Origin of the sequence: Pseudoalteromonas sp. JC3 (assembly GCF_030291895.1) — a bacterium.
Taxonomy (GTDB): domain Bacteria; phylum Pseudomonadota; class Gammaproteobacteria; order Enterobacterales; family Alteromonadaceae; genus Pseudoalteromonas.
On the sequence record NZ_CP127856.1, the window covers coordinates 762,886 to 782,020 of the forward strand.

General features: G+C 46.6%; 7 protein-coding genes. All 7 read right to left on the bottom strand.

The window, feature by feature from the left end:
* The 7 genes from QSH61_RS22005 to QSH61_RS22035 all read right to left on the bottom strand — a co-directional run bounded on the left by QSH61_RS22005 (nucleotide 1) and on the right by QSH61_RS22035 (nucleotide 19,135).
* The gene (locus tag QSH61_RS22005; RefSeq protein ID WP_206471746.1) at nucleotides 1–831 is read right to left on the bottom strand and encodes an ABC transporter ATP-binding protein; all 831 of its coding nucleotides are present in this window, start codon (nucleotides 829–831) and stop codon (nucleotides 1–3) included.
* Nucleotides 832–839: 8 nt separating this feature from the next.
* Entirely contained in the window at nucleotides 840–1,913 is a 1,074-nt protein-coding gene (locus QSH61_RS22010; protein ID WP_206471747.1) for a FecCD family ABC transporter permease, read from the bottom strand.
* Nucleotides 1,910–2,923: a FecCD family ABC transporter permease gene (locus QSH61_RS22015; RefSeq protein WP_286123923.1), complete on the bottom strand. Its 1,014-nt coding sequence runs from the start codon at nucleotides 2,921–2,923 to the stop codon at nucleotides 1,910–1,912. The genes QSH61_RS22010 and QSH61_RS22015 overlap by 4 nt, the downstream gene beginning before the upstream one ends.
* 19 nt (nucleotides 2,924–2,942) lie before the next feature.
* On the bottom strand, nucleotides 2,943–3,899 hold the full coding sequence (locus QSH61_RS22020) for an ABC transporter substrate-binding protein (RefSeq protein ID WP_206471749.1): 957 nt from the start codon (nucleotides 3,897–3,899) through the stop codon (nucleotides 2,943–2,945).
* 182 nt (nucleotides 3,900–4,081) lie between these two features.
* The gene (locus QSH61_RS22025; RefSeq protein WP_206471750.1) at nucleotides 4,082–4,864 is read right to left on the bottom strand and encodes a thioesterase II family protein; all 783 of its coding nucleotides are present in this window, start codon (nucleotides 4,862–4,864) and stop codon (nucleotides 4,082–4,084) included.
* A complete protein-coding gene (locus QSH61_RS22030; RefSeq protein ID WP_206471751.1) occupies nucleotides 4,857–9,386 on the bottom strand; it encodes a non-ribosomal peptide synthetase in 4,530 nt (1,509 codons plus the stop codon). The genes QSH61_RS22025 and QSH61_RS22030 overlap by 8 nt, the downstream gene beginning before the upstream one ends.
* Nucleotides 9,383–19,135: a non-ribosomal peptide synthetase gene (locus tag QSH61_RS22035; protein ID WP_206471752.1), complete on the bottom strand. Its 9,753-nt coding sequence runs from the start codon at nucleotides 19,133–19,135 to the stop codon at nucleotides 9,383–9,385. Before QSH61_RS22035 ends, QSH61_RS22030 begins: the two co-directional genes overlap by 4 nt.

A 19,135-nucleotide genomic window follows, 5' to 3' on the forward strand; every position in this document is an offset into this window, starting at 1 on the left:
TTAGATTGCGACACTGCGCAGTGGTGCCGCTGAATTAGAGGTAAATTGATCCTCTGTTCCAAGTGGTAAGCACAGCGGCTTAGTTATCTGGCCATAGCACTGAGACACAATTGCAACATCAATGTTGAACAGCCGTTTAATGATTTGCTCTGTGACGACTTGTTGCGGTGTGCCATCAGCTATTATCGAGCCATTGTTAAGAGCGATAATTCGGTCACTGAATTGACTGGCTTGATTGATATCGTGTAGCACCATCACAATGGTTTTGTGTTCATGAATTTGTAACTGCTTAAGTAATTCTAAAAGCTGAAACTGATGACCTAAGTCTAGATAAGTCGTGGGTTCGTCTAGGAGTAAAATTTCAGATTGCTGTGCCAAGGCCATTGCTAACCATGCTCTTTGGCGCTCACCACCAGATAAATGCTGTAACGGCTTATGTTGCAACGCGTCAAGTTTGGTCTTTTTGAGCGCCCAAGTAATGGCATCCTGATCATGTTGCGATAATGTCTTGAACATTCCTAAATAGGGAAACCGACCATGACCAACAAGCTGTTTAACGAGCATACCACTTGGAGCTTGTGGACTTTGGCCAAGTAATGCGAGTTTCTTTGCTAGCGTTTTAGGGGACCATTGGTGAAGCGGCTGTTGCTCCAAAGAGATAGTCCCTTGCTGCGGTTGAATGAGTCCGCCAAGTAGTTTAAGTAAGGTGGACTTACCACTGCCATTTGGACCGACAATTGCGGTGATCTGATGACGTGCAATAGAGACCGACAAGTCTTTTAGCACCGGCCTATGTTGATAATGTAAGGTTATTTGATCTGCATTTAACATGATAAATCCTAATTTTGGCGGCGGATCAATAACAGCAAGATGGGAATGCCCATCAAGGTGGTTAGCGTGCCTGTGGGGATCTCCAAAGGAGAGATGAGCGTTCGGCTTGCAATGTCTGCCGCCAGCGTTAATGAAGCCCCAGCTAACATACAGACCACCATCAGGTGGGGGAGGCTGGTACCTAAGCCGAGTCGGTTAAGTAGCACTTTGGCAAAGTGTGGCACAATTAAACCAACGAATCCGAGTGGACCCGTGATTGCGGTGGCACTGGCCGCCAGTGCTACCGCAATCAATAAGCTAATTAAACGCCACCTAGTGACGTTTAGCCCTAAAGTTCGTGCGGCATCGCTATCTAATTGCAGTATCGACAAATACTTTAATAATGCGAAGCAACCAAGCACGCCAACAAATGTCCAAGGAAGAAGCAAAAACAATTGGCTAAAGTCCCTGCCATACAGGCTACCTGCCAACCAAATCAAACTGGTTTCTGTACGATTCCCTCCCCATGCCAAAATGGCCCACATAACTAAAGCATTCAATATTGCGCCTATCGCCACTCCGTTAAGTGCCAATTGATTAGGCTGTAGCTGCTGTCGCCAACTAAGTTTCAACACCAAAGCCGTAGCTAGTACCCCACCGAGCAATGCTACAGCGGGAAGCCAAGCAAAGTTAAAATTGAGATCACTGAAGCCGAATGCATGAAGTTGAATATAATCCACTACAAGTAAGCAAAGTACGATAGCTAAACTCGCGCCACCATTGACTCCTAATATACTAGGGTCGGCAAGAGGATTGCGGATCACGGCCTGTAAAATTAGTCCTGCCAGAGCAAAATGGATCCCAACCAACATGGCTAACAATGAGCGAGGTAAACGCAGCTGCCATAGGATATTCGAATCACTATTTTGTGGTATTGAGGTAATTAGTATCTGCCAAACAGATTGCATCGACAGTGGTACAGACCCCATACATAGCGCGGTAAAGAATAAGCAAATAAGTAGCGCGATGAGTGAGGTTAATAGACCATAAAAAGGCCAAGGCTTAATTTCTCGGCAAGCGGGCATAGTCATTGTTCGATTCATATAGACGCCTGCTGATAGCGAGATTGGATGAGCCAAACTAAGCTTGGTCCACCAAACAGCACGCATAGTATACCCACAGGGATCTCCTGATAATTTGCCAGTAAGTCGGACAGACTGACAAGCACAGCACCGCTTAGCGCGCTGCCAAATAAGACATAGCGGTACTCATAAGCCAAGTGCTTGGGCAGTAAAGTGCGGCACAAGTGAGGAGCAACCAGCCCCACAAAAGCGATGGGGCCCGTAACAGCCACGGTGGCAGATGTTAGCACAACGGCAACGGTGAGCGTTTGAATACGCCAGCGTTTTACACTTCCCCCAATACTGTTTACGACATCGCTATCGAGTTGTAAAACGGTGAGCGGACGGGCTAAAAGTGCACATAAAATAACACCGAGTAATGCGATAGGAGCTAATAACGAGACATGTTGCCAAGTGCGATTTGCAACGCTGCCAAGCAACCAATAAAACAACCCTCTAGTGTCAGTGCTTACCGAGATTAGTAGCAAAGTTGTTGCGGCGGCGCAAAACAGAGAAACGCATAAACCAGATAGAATAAGATTCACAGGCTCTAGTTTTTGCTTCCAAGAAAGCCATAGTGTGACTGACATCGCCAAAGCACCGCCAAATATACCCGCTATAAATTGGAAGTAGGTACTTAAACCGGTAAAAGTGAGGACCAGTACAATAGCCAATGCGGCTCCAGAAGAAACGCCGACGAGGCTTGGGGATGCGAGCTCATTTTGTGTTACTGCCTGAATAATGGCTCCTGCTATGCCAAGTGTTGTACCTGCAATGATAGCCAATGTTAGACGAGGTAGTCTCAGCTCCCAAACGACAAAACTAGCTTGTGACTTTGATGGGTTAATAAGTACTGACCAAACTTCTTTTAATGTGAGCTGATAGTCGCCGATTGTTAAAGACAGCAGTAGGCTGAGTAATAACATACATACGCCGATTAGATATAAGCCAGTGGGCGTTGTAGCGAAGCGAGGTCTCTCTGAGTTAATCATAGCGTGCTTACATTACCTGCTATAAATGACCAAATTGCATTGGTGTGGCCCGTGCTTTATTAGCTAGGTCGCTTGGTGGGGCAAATTGGTCAGGGTGCAATAGATGCGCTAATTCTTGTAAGACGAGCCTTCTAGCAATTGGGCCGTGGGGCATCACGTAATGGTCTGCGACTCGGTAGGCGCGGCCATTGGTAACGGCTTTGAGCTGCTTCCAAACTGGATGTGATTTAAAGGGCCCAGGTTCGCCTTTGAAGGAAATAATTACATCAGGGTTAAGCTTTAGCAAAGACTCCATTGAGATCGGGGCGGAATCAAGTTTTTTTAAGCCCGGCTGTGGAGAGGTGCCGACGCTATTTTTACCTTTGAGAGTTGCCATCATTTCAACGGTAAAATGATGGTCGTAAAATGCATAAGGTACATCTGACCAATGCCACAAAAACACCACAGATTGTGCTTTTAGAGGTGTAGCTGCAAAATGCTTGAGCTGATCTGCAAATACTCGGTTTAATTCAGCACCTTTTGCTTCCTTGCCCAGCGCTTTAGCCGCAGAGATTATAGCCCGATCTGAGTCGGATTTGGTGACCAAGTCATAAGCTAAAAAGGGACTGATTTCCTCAAATTTGGCTTCAAATGGCTCGGTGTAGGTACGCAGTCCGATGGTGAGATCGGGTTTTAGCGCAGTCAACACTTCCAAGTTCGTCTCATGAATTTCACCAAGATCTAGCATATGTTTAGTTTGCTCACCGAGGTAGGGTGACATCTGATGATTGAGTGTTGAGATCGCTACAGCTTGCATACCTAGAGCACTGAGTAAATCAGCACCAAATACTGAGACCGCGGCGACCTTTTTGGGTGAAGTGTTAATAGTAACAAGTTTGTCGCGGTCATCTTTCACTACGACAGGAAACTGAGCATTAACGCTGAGAGACGATAATGTTGATAAACATGCACAAAATAGCAATATGAAGCGACGCATTAGCGTTTCCTTGCGAATAATTGGGTTGGTTTAATAGGTACATTTTGCAATGCTTAAAAACCCAGCACTACCCACATCGGATTTGTAATCCCCAAAAGAGATAATTTTTAACAGCGCTGGAAGAAGGAGCTGGGGGGCAGCTCCTAGTTTGAACAAACTTTATCCTCAAGGGGGATTGATTACTAAGGTGCACACAACCATGTTTTTTGTACAGGGAACAGCGTGCCCAAATGGGTCAAAATAGCCTCAACATGATTGGCTAAGTAGAAATGGCCACCTTCGTAGACCTTAATGTTGATGGGCTGACTACTCACTTGTTGCCAGGCTTGGGCTTCTTCGTAGGTGAGCTCGGTATCAGTTGACCCGAGCATCACGGAGATTGGAAGCTGCAATTTTGGTGCATTGAGGTTTGGTTGATAAGTCTCAATTAACTGGTAATCATTGCGCAGCAACGGCAACATCATCTCTAGTAGCTCTGGAAGGGCATTGAGATCAATCTCCGTACCATTGAGACGTTTAAGCTCATTAAGCATGACTTCATCGGGGGCTTTGTGTACTTCGGTCGCATGGTGGCAACTAGGTCCTTCAACAGCAGACACCACCAGTTGAGTTGGAGGCGGATAGCGATAGGCCTGAATGCGCTTGGCAAGTTCGTAAGCGATACCGCCGCCCATACTATGTCCAAACAAGATATAAGGCTTGTTGAGTATTGCTTTAAGACCTGTGGCCAAGTTGCCGACCAAACGATCCATGTCCGAAATCAAAGGCTCAGCCATGCGGTTTTCACGACCTGGATATTGTACAACCACGACTTCTAAATCTGAGTCGGCGATATTAGCCCAGTGACGAAAGTAGCTTGCACTGCCCCCTGCATGAGGCAAAATGATTAACCGTTTAGCGGCATTGGGGCGTGCTTTAAAAATGCGGTAACACGCACTGTTGTTGGTGTATGTGGTATTAAGCATTGTTGTACTTCTGTGTAAGTGGCTTTAGGTAATCGCGGCTGACCGCAAAGTTTGGGAGACTGAATTGGGCCAATATGGATTTTAGGTTATCTGTGGCGTATTGGTGGTGACCACCTGAGTCCATACCTTGCTTGAAGTAAAGCTCAACAAAGCTGCGCACAAAGTTGTCATTGAGTTTGTCTTTCCATGTTATAAAATCAAGTGGTTGAATATCGCAACCGAGTTCGTTAAACCAATTATAGATCTGTGCAACATCGGTACTTTGGTCTGACACTAAGTGGAAGTTACTGTTTTGGCCCGTCGCACCTTTCACTATGGCCGTGATGCAGGTTGCCACATAGTCTACGGGAACAATGTTTACCGCCAGCTCGGACGCAGGATAGGCGTGAATATTCAAGCAAGCACGATAAAATTTTAAGAATGCATCATCATTAATAAAGGGTGTTTCTGTGGTTGCCCAAGTGATGGTTCCGGGACGTAAAATATTGACTGGTACGCCGTGTCTTCTCGCTTCAGTAAATAAGGTTTCAGCCATAATTTTTGACTGCTCATACGTTAACTCCACTTCACGCCATGGCACCACTTGGGTATGTTCTACCACAGGCTGAGGTACATCACTTGGTAACGCGTGGTGTACTCCGATAGTAGAAATATAATGCACTGGCTTCACTTGATGCGAGCTTGCTAAGCGGATAATTTCACGGGCGCCTTCGACGTTGGTTGGGTAAAGAGCAGAAAGCGGATCCATGAGGTTAATGATCGATGCATTGTGAACTATCACATCCACTTGTGCACTTAGAGCTTGATAGTCTGTATTGCTTAAACCAAAGTAAGGCTCGGACATCGTACCGCTGATTATCTGAATACGCTCGTGAGGTATAGCTGTAGGCAGGCCTTTTTCTGCAGCGGCCTGCTCTAAGCGTGAGAATCCATGCTGAATATCATCACAGCGCATCAAGCATAGAATACGATAATCCGTAGTATCCAATATTTCGCGCAAAACATAGCTACCCAAATACCCCGTGCTGCCAGTCAAAAATAGGGTTTTTGGTTCGGAATTCGAATCATACGGTAGGGCATCTGCAAGGCCTTCGAGTGCTTCAGTAGCCATGCTGTTTAAATCAATACTCTCAAGCCATGCTTGTTTTGCTTCATTTGCTTTTGCCAGTGCTTCGGACATTTCGCTGAATACGGCATGATTGAAAATCAGGTCAATATCTGCATCAAAGCCTGCTGCTAGAAATGCGCTTAGCAGGTTGATGGCATTTAAGCTGGTACCACCAAGTTGGAAAAAGTCATCGTGACGCGATACCTCCGTCACGTTGAGTAAATCACGCCAGATTTGCGCCACGGTTTGCTCAACATGATTGTCAAATGGTGCTTCATATTGTGTTGTCAGTTGCTGCTGTAATTGCGTCAGTTGTACTTTAAGCTGTTTTCTATCAACTTTACTGTTTTGACTAAGAGGAAGTGTGTCTAAGGTAAAGAAATGCGTCGGTAACATGTATTTAGGCAACTTGTCATTAAGTAAGGTGCCCAACTCACTGAACATGATTTCGCTATCGGTTACTTCTTTGACAACCAGTGCCGCAGCTAAGTTACCATCAGTAGATAGATTGACCACCGCGACGTCTTTTACAGCTGGGTGTGCGGCAATAGTTGACTCTATTTCACCCAACTCAATACGATGACCATTGATTTTGACTTGGCCATCTTCGCGCCCTTGAATGGCAATGATGCCGTCATCCATAATGCAGCCTAAATCGCCAGAGCGATAAAGCCTTTCACCTGTTTGTGGATGTTTAATAAATAGCTCAGCAGTTTTTTGTTTATCGTTTAAATACCCTAATGCCAAACCATCACCTGCAATATACATTTCGCCGGTGACCCAAGTTGGGCAAGGCTCTAGTCGGTCATTTAAAATGTGAATTTGGTGGTTTGCTAGTGGCTTACCATAGGGTACTGAAGCAGCATCATCCGCGATGTCTTTGACAGTGTGCTGGACACACCAAATCGCAGTTTCTGTAGGGCCACCTTGGCTGTTCAGGTCAATATGAGGCAGTTGTTGGATTACTTGCTTTGCAAGTTGGACAGGGATCCAATCGCCAGAAAGCATGGCCAGCCTAAGTGTACTGAGCGTCTGATCTTCCGCCCATGGCAAACTGGTCATCAGCATTTGCATTTGCGCAGGCACCGAATTCCACAGACTGACCTGATGCTTGGCTATCACTTGATGCCAGTGGTTTGGATCTCCTCGCAGCTCTTGAGCTGGTAATACCAAAGTCGCCCCTGCTGAGAGTGTACCAAAGATATCCCAAACTGAGAGATCAAAGCCGTAGCTCACCAGTCCTAAGGTTTTATCTTTCGGGTTGATATCATACAGGCGATTAATTTCCAGCACGGTATTCAGTGCTGCGCCGTGCGATAGCTGCACCCCTTTTGGCTGACCTGTCGTACCGGAGGTGTATATTACATAAGCTGGCGCTTCGACAAAAATTTGCTGCTGTCGACGTTGCGTGAATATTTCCAATAAACCTTGAAGGTCCTGCTGCGGAATAGCCGGTAGTAATTGATCAAATGCAATAACAGTGACATCAGAGCCAAAGTCTAGGTTAGCATATTGCAACTCTGTGAGTACGATTTTGGCACCTGAGTTAGCGATGATTGATTGCTGACGAGCAAGCGGGTGTTTTGCCTCAATAGGTACATACACACAATCGGCAAACAATACAGCAAACACTGCTGCAATTTGTTGTGTGCTTTTGTCTGATACGATTGCAATATGGTCGTTCGGTTTTACCGAGTCGACAAAGGTGAGCCTGATTTGAAGTGCCAACTGTGCAAGTTGTTGGTAACTCATTTCGCCGTTTTGGTCGATCACCGCAATTTGATCAGGGGTATCTAGAACATGTCGTGCAAATCCAGAGTGCAAATATCCTTTAGCTTGTTCTGTTTTGGTGTCGTTTAGCGCGGTGATGTGTAGTTGCGTTTGCTTTGGCAAACTCACCGGGCTGGTGGACTGCCATAGTGCTTCATTATTAGCCAGCTCGTGTAATAGTTCACAAAATGCTTGATGTGCTTGCTCAATCACACCGGCTTGGAAAATCCCTTGGCGGATATCCCAATCTACGATCAGCTCTCCACTGCGCTCCGTTGCTTGACAATCAAGCCAGACTTGCGGCGTTTGAGTAATTCCGTAACGCAACTGTGCATCATGCATAAATTGGTTGCTGTCTAACTCATCACCTGACAAACCAAGGGTGCTAGTGTAGACAATTGGTACTATGGTATTGCTTTGCTGTATTTGGTTCATAGCTCGTAATACTTCAACGCCAGTAAAGTCGCTGTGTTCCAAATCACGCCAAAGTTGTTGCTGTAACTGACTTGCCCGCTTGGCGAAACCCGCTTGCGGATCTGGCGATACCCCTAACACGTTTACTGCGATAAAGTCGCCAACCACGCCACGGACATCTGGGTGCACATTGGCGCGATTCAACATAGTGAGGTTTAAACAAAAATTAGGATGGCGAGACCAGCGTCCAATTACCTCTGTAAATGCGGCTAATACAAGGCTAGAAGGTGTTAGTTTATGCCTTGCCGCTCGTTCGCCAAGGCGCTGCCAAAGGGTGGGGTCTAACTTAAAATGTAAGCGAGAAAACGCGACGCTTTCCTCGTTGCTTGTACTTTTTGCTCTTGGTAGCTCGGGAGGGGCTGGCAGCGTTTTAATGCGTTCTAGCCAATAGGCTTTGTGCTGTTCATAGCGCTGTGCTGTTTTAGGATGTTCTAACAAGGCTTTGCGTGCGATAACAATATCTCTGTACGAAACCCCCAGAGGCGCAAGAGCACGCTCTGGATGGTTATATAATTCACCGAGTTCGGCGAGCATAATTTGAATGCTAGCAAAATCGGCGATAAGCAAGTCGATAGAAAAATGTAGAATTGACCCTTCACCGGTTTGGCTAAGGTGTAAGTCATATTGTGGCCATTTATCCGGTTGATAGTGGCGGTGAGCCAACTGTTCACGCAGGCCTAATAGTTTTTGCTGACGAGTTTGCTGGTCAAACGCTGCAAATTCATGCACGCGGATCGCTTTTGGCGTAACCTGTGCGATAATTTGTTGAGTACCATCAAGGTTGATAATAGCGCGTAGCATATCGTGGCGCTCAACTAACTTGTGCCAAGCCGTTTGCAGGCGTTTTGCATCAATATTCGGTAGGTCCAACTCAATGTAACTATGACAGCCAACACCACCATACTCAACGGCATTGTTACGGCCAACTAAGTAAGCGACCTGTAAATCGGTTAGTGGAAACGGCTGATAGCGGTCTGCATAATTAGGCTCTATAGCTGCCATTACAGGGTCGCTTAAATAGTCGATAAGCGCTGCTTTGTTGTCTTGTAATTGTGTTTTTAGTGCCGCTGTCATTACTCCAGCAGGGGCCTTAAATTTTAAGTTGCCTTGATCGGCCCACAGGTAAACGCCGCGGCTTTCGAAGTCAGCGATAATACTGGCGATTGTCATAATGTACCCTCTTCAAATAGTTCATCTGTGTCAGAGGTTGTGCCGCTTAGGTCACGCCAAGCTTGTGTTATGGCATTAGCGAAGCTGGCAATACTTGGGGCGCTAAATAGTGCTGTAAGTGACACAGATGTTGGAATAATGTGTTGTTGTTGCAGTGTTTGGATAAGCTGTGTTGCGCTCAAGCTATCACCACCTATGGCAAAAAAGTCGTCGTGGCGAGAGAGCTGAGGGCGTTTTAAAAGTGATTGCCAGATTTTTGCAAGCTGTTCTTCAAGCTCACCTTCAGGCGCCTCGAACTCAGCTTGCTTTAGCTCCAATGCCATAAATTCATTGAGCAATTGCTTTCGGTCAATTTTACCGTTGGCGCTTAGCGGTAATGTCTCAAGTTCTAATAAATGGCTGGGCACCATGTATTCTGGAAGTTGCTGTTCCAGTTGTGCAGTAATTACCTGTGTATCTAGCGTGGCTTGGGCTTCCTTAACAAAGGCGGCAACGAGCTTTTTCGGCTCACCAATCGTTAGTGCAACACCGCGACTTAAGCCTTTAACCTGAGCCAAGGCGGCGTCGATTTCACCAAGCTCAATGCGATGTCCGCGAACCTTAACTTGGTGATCAATTCGGCCTAAGAACTCGAGGTTGCCATCCGGCCAGTAACGACCGCGGTCACCCGTGCGGTACCAACGCTTACCATCAGCCATCACAAAGCGCTGAGCTGTAAGTTTTTTGTCTCCTCGATAGGCAGTGGCAAGGCCCATACCGCCGATCCACAGTTCACCTGCAACCCAATCTGGACAATCACGGCCACATGGGTCTACCACACGATATGTTTGGTTCGGGAGCGGTTTACCGTATGGAATAGATGACCAATGTTCAGGCAACTCACCTTTTACCTCACAGCTGTTTGACCAAATGGCTGCTTCAGTGGCACCACCCATGGCAATTAATGGGATCTGTGAGTGAGTCTTGGCTTGTAATCTTGGCGGTAAATCTAGGCCAATCCAATCACCCGATAGCATCACTTGCGAAAATGGCAGTGGGCGTGCATCGTTTTCAGCAACGACCAGTAGCATGTCGAGCAATATCGGCACTGAATTCCAAGTAGTGACATGATGTTGATGCACTAGTTCAAGCCACGTAGCTGCGTCTCTACGGCTTGCCTCATTGAGTAATACAACACTGCCGCCAACGCTTAACAAGCCAAATAGATCGTATACCGAGAGATCAAAATCCAATGCAGAAACAGCAAGTACTCGGCTATTGCTGTTGATAGCATAGTGTCGATTTAGCTGGTCAATGGTATTTGCAGTCGCTTGATGACACATTTCGACCCCTTTGGGTTCACCGGTAGAACCTGAGGTAAAGATCACATATGCGGGTGCATCTGTTGCTACTGTCAAGGGGGTTGCCAGTGGCGTAAAGTCCTCTGCATCCGTTACATTGAGGCGAGTGACACCCTGCTCAACGTCTTGGTTGATGTGTGCTTCGTTCGTAAGTATCCAACGGATCCCCGCAGTGCGATGAATTTTCGCTTGACGGCTGGTGGGTTGATGAATACCAATTGGCACATAGCAGCCTCCAGCGGCCATAATGCCAAATACGGCAGCAACCTGATCTACCCCTCTTGGCAAGCTCACTGCCACCGCTTCACTTAGCGATAATCCTCGTTGAGTAAGTAAGTGGGCGATACGCAGTGCTTTATCTGCCAATTGGCCATAGGTTACTATTTGCTCATCAGCTATCAGCGCAACGGTATCGGGGTGCTGACGGGCATAGTCAAACATCGCTTGGTGTAAAGTACGAGGCGTTTGTTCAGCGTTGGTGCTGTTTACTCGGTCTCGCACCAACTGTTGAGATTTGGGTAATGCGTGGCTAAATGCTGTATCCGTTGAAATAGATACTTCGTCCAGTAATGTTAAGAAACGGCTAAACATATTGTCTAGCAACTCAGCTGGAAACAGTGCATCGACGGCATCCCAAGATAGAATTAGCTCACCTCTGAACTCATACATTTGATGATCAAGCCAAACCTGTGGGGTTGCTGACAATCCGCCATCGGTAAATTGTGGTAAATCTTCATTGAAAGAGTCTGCTAGTAAGTCGTCAGCCATTCCTAATGTACTGGTAAAGACAATGGGCAATGCAGCTGCGGTGCGCCCCATAGTTCGGCTGCGCTCTCTTTGCACCCACACAGATGAGACTGCTCGGTGATCAAGTACATCAGCAAGTTGCTCTTGTAGTTGCTTTGCATGTTGAGCAATTGTGATGTGCTCGTCAGGGTGGTAAGCAAGGGGGGCCAGAGACGTAAAATCACCAACAATACTGCCAACTTCTGGATGTACATTTTGACGATCAAATAGAGTTAAATTTAAGGTATGTGGATGGCCACCACTGTACTGACTGAGTACTTCCGCATAGGCACTCAGCACTAAAATACTTGGTGTTACATTTTGCGAGCGAGCCGCTTGTTTAATGGCTTGCCACTTGGCTTTTGGCAATCTTGCACTGCGGCGAGAGAATTCGCTGTGTTCAATTTGCAGTGGATCTTGTGCCAGTGGTAGTGCCGCAGCATCCGGCAAGGTAGATAAACGTTCTTGCCAGTATGCTTGGGCTTCATCTATGGCTTGCTGGCTATGTTGAACTTGGGTGACATAGTCTCTAAAGGTTGAGGAAAGTGGCGTTAGCTCAGTATCTGGCGCTTGGTATAAAGCAGCGAATTCGCGCAATAACAGCATGATGCTATAGCCGTCTAATGTCATGTAGTTAAACATCAAAGCAAGACGCGTACGCTCAGTTTCACCCGCTTGATACCTTGCAACTTTAATCGTTATCGCATCATGTAAATGTTGGCTATTTTTAGTTTGCCACCATGCGTGAATTTGCGTTCGTGCTTGGTCTAAACAGGTGTAAGTCATTGGATCGATATCCAATTTTGGTATGCCGCTTTGCTGCAACACAACCTGTTGGTTATTATCGCTCACTTGGGCGCGCAACATATCATGGCGTGCATACAGCTTTTTCCATGCGAGCATCATTCGCTCGGTATCAAGCGTTAAACTATCGAGTTCGAGTAAGTAGTGAGTGCCGCAATTAAGCGGGAAGCCCGGGGTTTGGCCTAACCAATAAGCACTTTGTACTTCAGTCAGTGCAAATGGTTCAAACTGATGTTCGGGTCTAGCTACAATTTGCTTGCACTGTGTGGCTTCATGCATCTCAAGTGTTGCTGCAAATGCACCAAGCGTTGGGCTGGCAAACAAAGTGCGTAAAGGTTGCTTGGTCGACAACCCTTGTTGGGCGAGCTGAGTTAGGAATTGGGTCGCGACCAGCGAATCGCCACCGAGTGCAAAAAAGCTGCTTTCTAGGCCAACATTGGCAACCCCAAGTAAGTCTTTCCAAAGCTGTGCAACTTGAAGTTCGTTATCTGTTTGTGGCGCTGTTACAGCCACTTCAACGCTAAGTTGGTCGTCAAACTGGGTAGCAAGTTGTTTTCTATCTACTTTCCCATTAGCGCTTAGTGGCAGTGCATTTAAGGCTAAGAAGTGACTCGGTACCATATAATCTGGCAAAGAAAGAGCAAGTTCTGTTTTTACTGCATCGAGAGCCAGTTCTGTGCTTTCATCCATTACCAGTGCAGCAACCAACATTTTAGGCTCGCCAATGGTTAATGCCACTCCACGAGAAATGCCTTTAATACGGGCGAGAGCCGTATCAATTTCACCCAGTTCAATACGATGACCGCGTACTTTCACTTGGTGATCTATACGCCCTAAGAACTCAAGGTTGCCATCTGGCCAGTATCTACCTCTATCGCCGGTACGATACCAACGAGTACCTTCGTGGTTGACAAAGCGCTCAGCTGTGAGCTTTTGATCTCCCCGATACGCACTAGCAAGGCCTGCACCACCTATCCATAGCTCACCTGCAACCCAATCTGGGCAGTCGCGTCCGTAGGCATCGACGACACGGTAGGTTTGGTTCGGTAGTGGTTTACCGTAAGGAATGGAGTTCCAGTGAGCTGGAATGTCGCCCTTTACCTCACAGAAATTCGACCAAATAGCTGCTTCTGTTGCGCCACCCATAGCGATAAGTGGAACTTCGGCTTTGTTTTTGGCTTGTAAACGCGGTGGAATATCTAGGCCAATCCAATCACCTGACAACATCACTTGTTTGAAAGGCAGTTGCCTGTCATCTTGCTCTGCAACGATGAGCAACATATCCAGCAGGACGGGTACAGAGTTCCAGACAGTGATATTATGTTGGTGCACGAGCTGTAACCATTCGCTGGCATCGCGGCGGTTTTCATCACTGAGCAACACAACTTGGCCCCCCACACCGAGTAAGCCAAAGATATCGTATACCGACAAGTCGAAATCCACTGCAGACACTGCTAATACACAGCTATGTTTATCAATTTTATAGAGTTGATTGATTTGATCTATGGTGTTTGCGGTTGCCTGATGGCACATTTCCACCCCTTTTGGTTCACCAGTCGAGCCCGAGGTAAAAATAATGTATGCAGGTTGTTCTGGTGATACTTCTATAGGCATTGCTTGTGGTGTACTTGCTGTAGCCACGTCCAACCTTATCACTGACTCGATGGATTCGACTTCTAAGTGATCACTGTCAGTAAGCACTAATCGGATCCCTGCTATACGATGTATTTTTGCCTGACGACTCGCAGGCTGATGGATCCCGATTGGCACGTAACAGCCGCCCGCAGCCATAACTCCCAAAATAGCCGCAATTTGATCTATGCCACGTGGCAAAGTGACTGCAACAGGTTCTGCTAGTTCGAGCTGATGTTGCTGCAATAGCGCTGCAATACAGAGCGCTTGCTCACATAGCTGTGCATAACTGACATGCGAGTTTTCAAATACTAGTGCCGTGTCGCCGGGGTTTTGCTGTGCGTGCGCAAAAATAGCATGGTGCAAAGTGCGTGGTGTTTGTGGGCGTCCGGTGTGATTTACCGCGAGACGTGTATGCGCTTGTGCATCAGGTAATGGTAAGGACATCTCCTCTTCCCAACTGCTATGACACAGCTTTTCAAGCGCACCAACATAGCTGTTGAACATGTCATCAATCATACCGGCTGGGAAAAGTGCATCCACCGCATCCCAAGATAGAATAAGTGAACCATCAAATTCGTATAATTGATGGTCGAGCCAAACTTGCGGTGTTTGTGATAAACCTCCAGGTACAATCTTGGGGAAATCGCCGTTTGAGTTTTCAAACAAGCCGCCACCAAGACCCAAGGTGCTGGTAAATACCACAGGCAGCGCTGCTGATGTGAGTGTGCTATGGCGAGCTTGTTCGCGCTGGATCCAAATGGATGAAATTGCTTTGTGTTCAATGGCCTGTGCAATTTGCAGCTGCGCTTCCTGTGCTTGTACCAATAATGAGTTACCAACATTTTTACGAAATGCGATGGGGGCTAATGTGGTGAAGTCACCAAACACTTTATTGATATCCTCGTGCACGTCTTGGCGGTCAAACAGGGTTAAATTGAGCGTGTGATCACCTTCGCTCCAGCGTCTCAGCACATTGCTGTAGGCCGTTAATAGTAGTACTGAAGGGGTAATGCCATAGGATCTCGCTTTATTTTTAAGTGCTTGCCAAGTAGTCGCATCTAGTTGTGCTTCGCGGCGCACAAATTCAGGTTTAGTAATATTTTGTGGGTCTTGTGCCAGTGGTAATTGTGGCGCAGGTGGTAAGGTATTAATCTGTTCTCGCCAGTATGCTTGTGCAGCTATACGCTCTGCATCATTGTGTTGCACTTGGATCACGTAGTCTCTAAACGAAACATTAATCTCAGGCAAGTGATAAGCGGGATCGTTATAAAGGCTTGCAAGCTGATCTAGCAGCAATTTAATACTAAATCCATCGAGCGTTAAGTAATCAAAAATGATCCCTAAACGGGTCTTATTAGTACCATAATTTACGGCGCAAATACGGTGATTAGGTAACGTCACTGACTCATTTTGGTCGTGGCTTTGTAGCGCCTGTTCACAAACTCTACGCCAAAACTGGTGGAGATGATCCCGAGCAGCATTGGCGTGATTATTGGTTTCTGATTTCAAGCTCACTTGTGCAATAGACACCGCAGGTAAATGAGACAGCAGTTGTTGCTGACCATCTGATGTGATCACTGCTCGCAGCATCTCATGGTGCTCAACCAGTTGGTCCCAAGCTTTTGCCATACGTTGAATATCGACATTTTCTCCCTCCAACTCTAGCAAATACAAAGTGCTGCAGTTAAGCGGCAATCCCGGTGTTTGGCCCATCCAATAAGCACGTTGTACCTCGGTGAGAGAGAATGGTGCATAACGATTATCTAGATCTGCCACTATTTCGAGTTTTGTTATCGGCGCGATGCTTTCTAAACGCGCTGCGTAGGCGCTTAATTGAGGAGATGAGAATAAGTCGGGCAGTGGTTTTGGAGATGCCAAACCTTGTTGTTTGAGCTTTGCAATAAGCTGAGTCGCAATTAAGCTATCTCCACCTAACTCGAAGAAATGGCTTTGCTGACCGATTTGCTCAACCCCCAGTATAGACCGCCATATATTGGCAAGGCATTTTTCGTTGTCTGTTTGCGGCGCGGTTAAACTCAACGCACACTGCTGCTGCGTGGCAGCCAGCTGGTTGACAAGTGCTTTTCGGTCTATTTTACCATTGCTACTGAGTGGCAGCTGCGGTGCAAATTCGATATGGCTTGGCACCATATAATCTGGCAGTAGCTTGTGTAATTGGCGTTGTATGGCAGCGTTATCTAACGTGTTTTGAGCAGCTAAGACCACAACACTCGCTAGGCTTTTAGGCTCGCCAATGGTCACGGTAACAGCGCGCTGAACACCATTAATATTGGCAAGGGCTGTATCAATTTCACCCAACTCAATACGATGCCCGCGTATTTTGACTTGATGATCGATGCGTCCTAAAAACTCGAGGTTGCCATCAGGCCAGTAACGACCTTGGTCGCCAGTACGATACCAACGCTCGCCATGTTGCTCAACGAAGCGTGCTGCCGTTTGTATGCTATCACCACGATAACAAGTTGCTAGACCAATACCGCCAATCCACAGCTCACCAGGAACCCAGTCTGGGCAATCTTGACCGTGCTTATCAACAACGCGATATTTTTGGTTTGGCAGAGGTTTACCGTATGGGATTGAATGCCAATGCAGTGGCAGTGGTGAGCGAACTTCACATCGGTTTGACCAAATAGCTGCTTCTGTTGCGCCACCCATTGCAATAATAGGTGGATTGGTGGCGCTGATATGTTGTAGCCGAGGAGGAAGGTCTAAGCCTATCCAATCACCAGACAACATCACCTGCTCAAAGTGCAGTTGGCGGCTATCTTGTTCCGCCGTGGTCAAAAGCATATCTAGCAATATCGGAACAGAGTTCCAAATAGTTACCTTGTGTTGATGTACCAGCTCAAGCCATGCTTGTGCATCACGGCGCTGCTGCTCATCAATAACGACTAGCTGTCCGCCAACACTTAACAAACCAAAAATATCATATACAGAAAGGTCAAAATCAAGCGCTGAAACCCCGAGCGCACAGCTATCTTGGCCAATTTGATAGTCTTTATTGAGCTGATAAATGGTATTGGCAGTGGCCTGATGACTCATTTCAACCCCTTTGGGTTCACCTGTAGAGCCCGAGGTGAATATGATATAGGCGGGATTTGCAGGGTCTGTGATAACAGCTGATTCAAGTGGCTCAGCTAAAAGCGCTTGTTGAATATCAATACATTTTACTGCTGGGTCATGTTCTGGATCGTCACCAATAGCAATTGCTAGCTTGACCTCTGCGGTTCGATGGATCTTTTCTCGCCGTGATTGAGGCTGGTGAGGTCCTATAGGCACATAACAGCCACCGGCTGCCAGTACTCCAAGTATCGCTATGATCTGCTCAGCGCTTCTGGGTAATGTTACGGCTACAGGTTCTGCACCATTCAGCCCTTGTTGCTTCAAATAAGCGGCTATGCGTAGCGCTTTTTCAGCGACGGTGCGATAGCTTAACCGTTCGGTGTTGAATATTAATGCAGTCTTATCTGGGTGTACCTGAGCACCTCTAAAAAATGCTTCATGCAATGTATGTGGGGTATAAGGTGCATCGGTGTTATTGGCTGCTTTGCGTTGGATTTGCTGATACTCTGGCAGGTCAATAAGATGTAATGCGTGCCATGCGCTGCTATTTGCCGCTAGGTTTTCAAGTAATGCAACATAGCTTGCAAACATGGAATCAATTAGCGACTCTGGGAAAATCTCATCCACAGCATCCCATGCCAGCATCAAACCTTCATCAACTTCATACACTTGATGGTCTAACCACACTTGCGGCGTCTGCGAGATCATATAGTTAAATTGACCCAATACCGTGTCTTGTTGCGACAGAAGTGGGGTGCCTAAGTTACAGGCAAATACGATAGGTGCGCTCACACCCTGTGCATAACCGTGTTTTACTAAATCGCGTTGGATTTGCACTGCGGAATAATCACTGTGTGCAACGTTTTGGTGAAATTGGCTTTGTATTGCTTTTGTATGATCAATAAAACCTTTAGCTTCACTAAAATCACAATCTAAAAGCAATAGATTGGTGAAGTCGGCAACCACGTTTTCAATGCCTGGGTGCTGAGTCTTGCGATCAAAAAGTGGTAAGTTCAGTGTGAATTTCTGCTCGGTACTAAATTTGGCAAGTACGTACGCATAACTAGTGACGAGCAACATAGCGGGCGTCACTTGATGCTGTTGTGCGGTATTTTTAAGCGTCTTCCACTGGTACTGGCTCAAGGTGTGCAAACGGCGAGAAAATGTTGGTCGAGTGATCGCTCGAGGGTCGCAACGAAGGGGAAGCTGTGGGCCCGAAGGTAGAGTTGCTAAACGCGTTTGCCAATAAGCTTTGTCTGCTTCAAACTTATCTTTATTTTGTGCATTTTCAAACGCTAGATACTTTGCGAAGCTCCAGTGTGGATCCGTGTTGAGTGTACCGCCATGATAAAGCACCGCGAGATCTTTTAATAAGATATTTAAGCTCTGCACGTCAGCGATCAGTAGGTCTACATCAAAGTGGATCCGACATTTTCCTTCGGGAAGTAAACTCAATTCCAGCCCAAGGGTTTGACCATACTCAATACCTAATTTTCGGTGTGATAGACGGCTGCGGATTTGTTCTGCCGCTTTAGTTGCCTCATCAAGAGTTAGTGACCTAAAGTCGTTAATTGCAAGCCCCGGAGTGGGAAGCTGTGAATGCACTTGCTGGGTACCAGATTCAGTAAACTGCGCACGTAGCATGGGATGATAGTGATAAAGTGCATGCCAAGCTTGTTCGAGCCTAATTGGATCGATGTCTTGATTGTCTATTTCCAGATAGGCGTGACAACCGACGCCACCAAGCTCTTGCTCATCTTGGCGACCAATCCAATAGGCATATTGCACGTCAGTGAGCTCAAACTCTGCGTAGGGATCTATATCGGGTAGTTTAGGGGCTTCAGTAACTTCGACATCAGTATCAATTTGCGTACATAAAAGTGTTATCCAGTCGCTAAGAACTGGTTGTTCAATCAGTTTTGAAAAGGTCACTTTTGCGCCTTGTTTTCGCCACTGATTGACCAAACGCATCATATGCATTGAGTCTAAGCCAAGTTCAATAAGGTTGGCATCTAGCTTGTCTTCAAGCGGTGTTTGCACAAACGCTTGTACATGTTTTAACAGCTGTTTCTTATTTAGGGGGGTCTTTACCTGTGCCAT

Bases quoted from the DNA above. Each gene is read 5' to 3' on its own strand.
- QSH61_RS22025 (WP_206471750.1), bottom strand. From the start codon at position 4,864: ATGCTTAATACCACATACACCAACAACAGTGCGTGTTACCGCATTTTT.
- QSH61_RS22035 (WP_206471752.1), bottom strand. From the start codon at position 19,135: ATGGCACAGGTAAAGACCCCCCTAAATAAGAAACAGCTGTTAAAACAT.
- QSH61_RS22020 (WP_206471749.1), bottom strand. From the start codon at position 3,899: ATGCGTCGCTTCATATTGCTATTTTGTGCATGTTTATCAACATTATCG.
- QSH61_RS22015 (WP_286123923.1), bottom strand. From the start codon at position 2,923: ATGATTAACTCAGAGAGACCTCGCTTCGCTACAACGCCCACTGGCTTA.
- QSH61_RS22010 (WP_206471747.1), bottom strand. From the start codon at position 1,913: ATGAATCGAACAATGACTATGCCCGCTTGCCGAGAAATTAAGCCTTGG.
- QSH61_RS22030 (WP_206471751.1), bottom strand. From the start codon at position 9,386: ATGACAATCGCCAGTATTATCGCTGACTTCGAAAGCCGCGGCGTTTAC.
- QSH61_RS22005 (WP_206471746.1), bottom strand. From the start codon at position 831: ATGTTAAATGCAGATCAAATAACCTTACATTATCAACATAGGCCGGTG.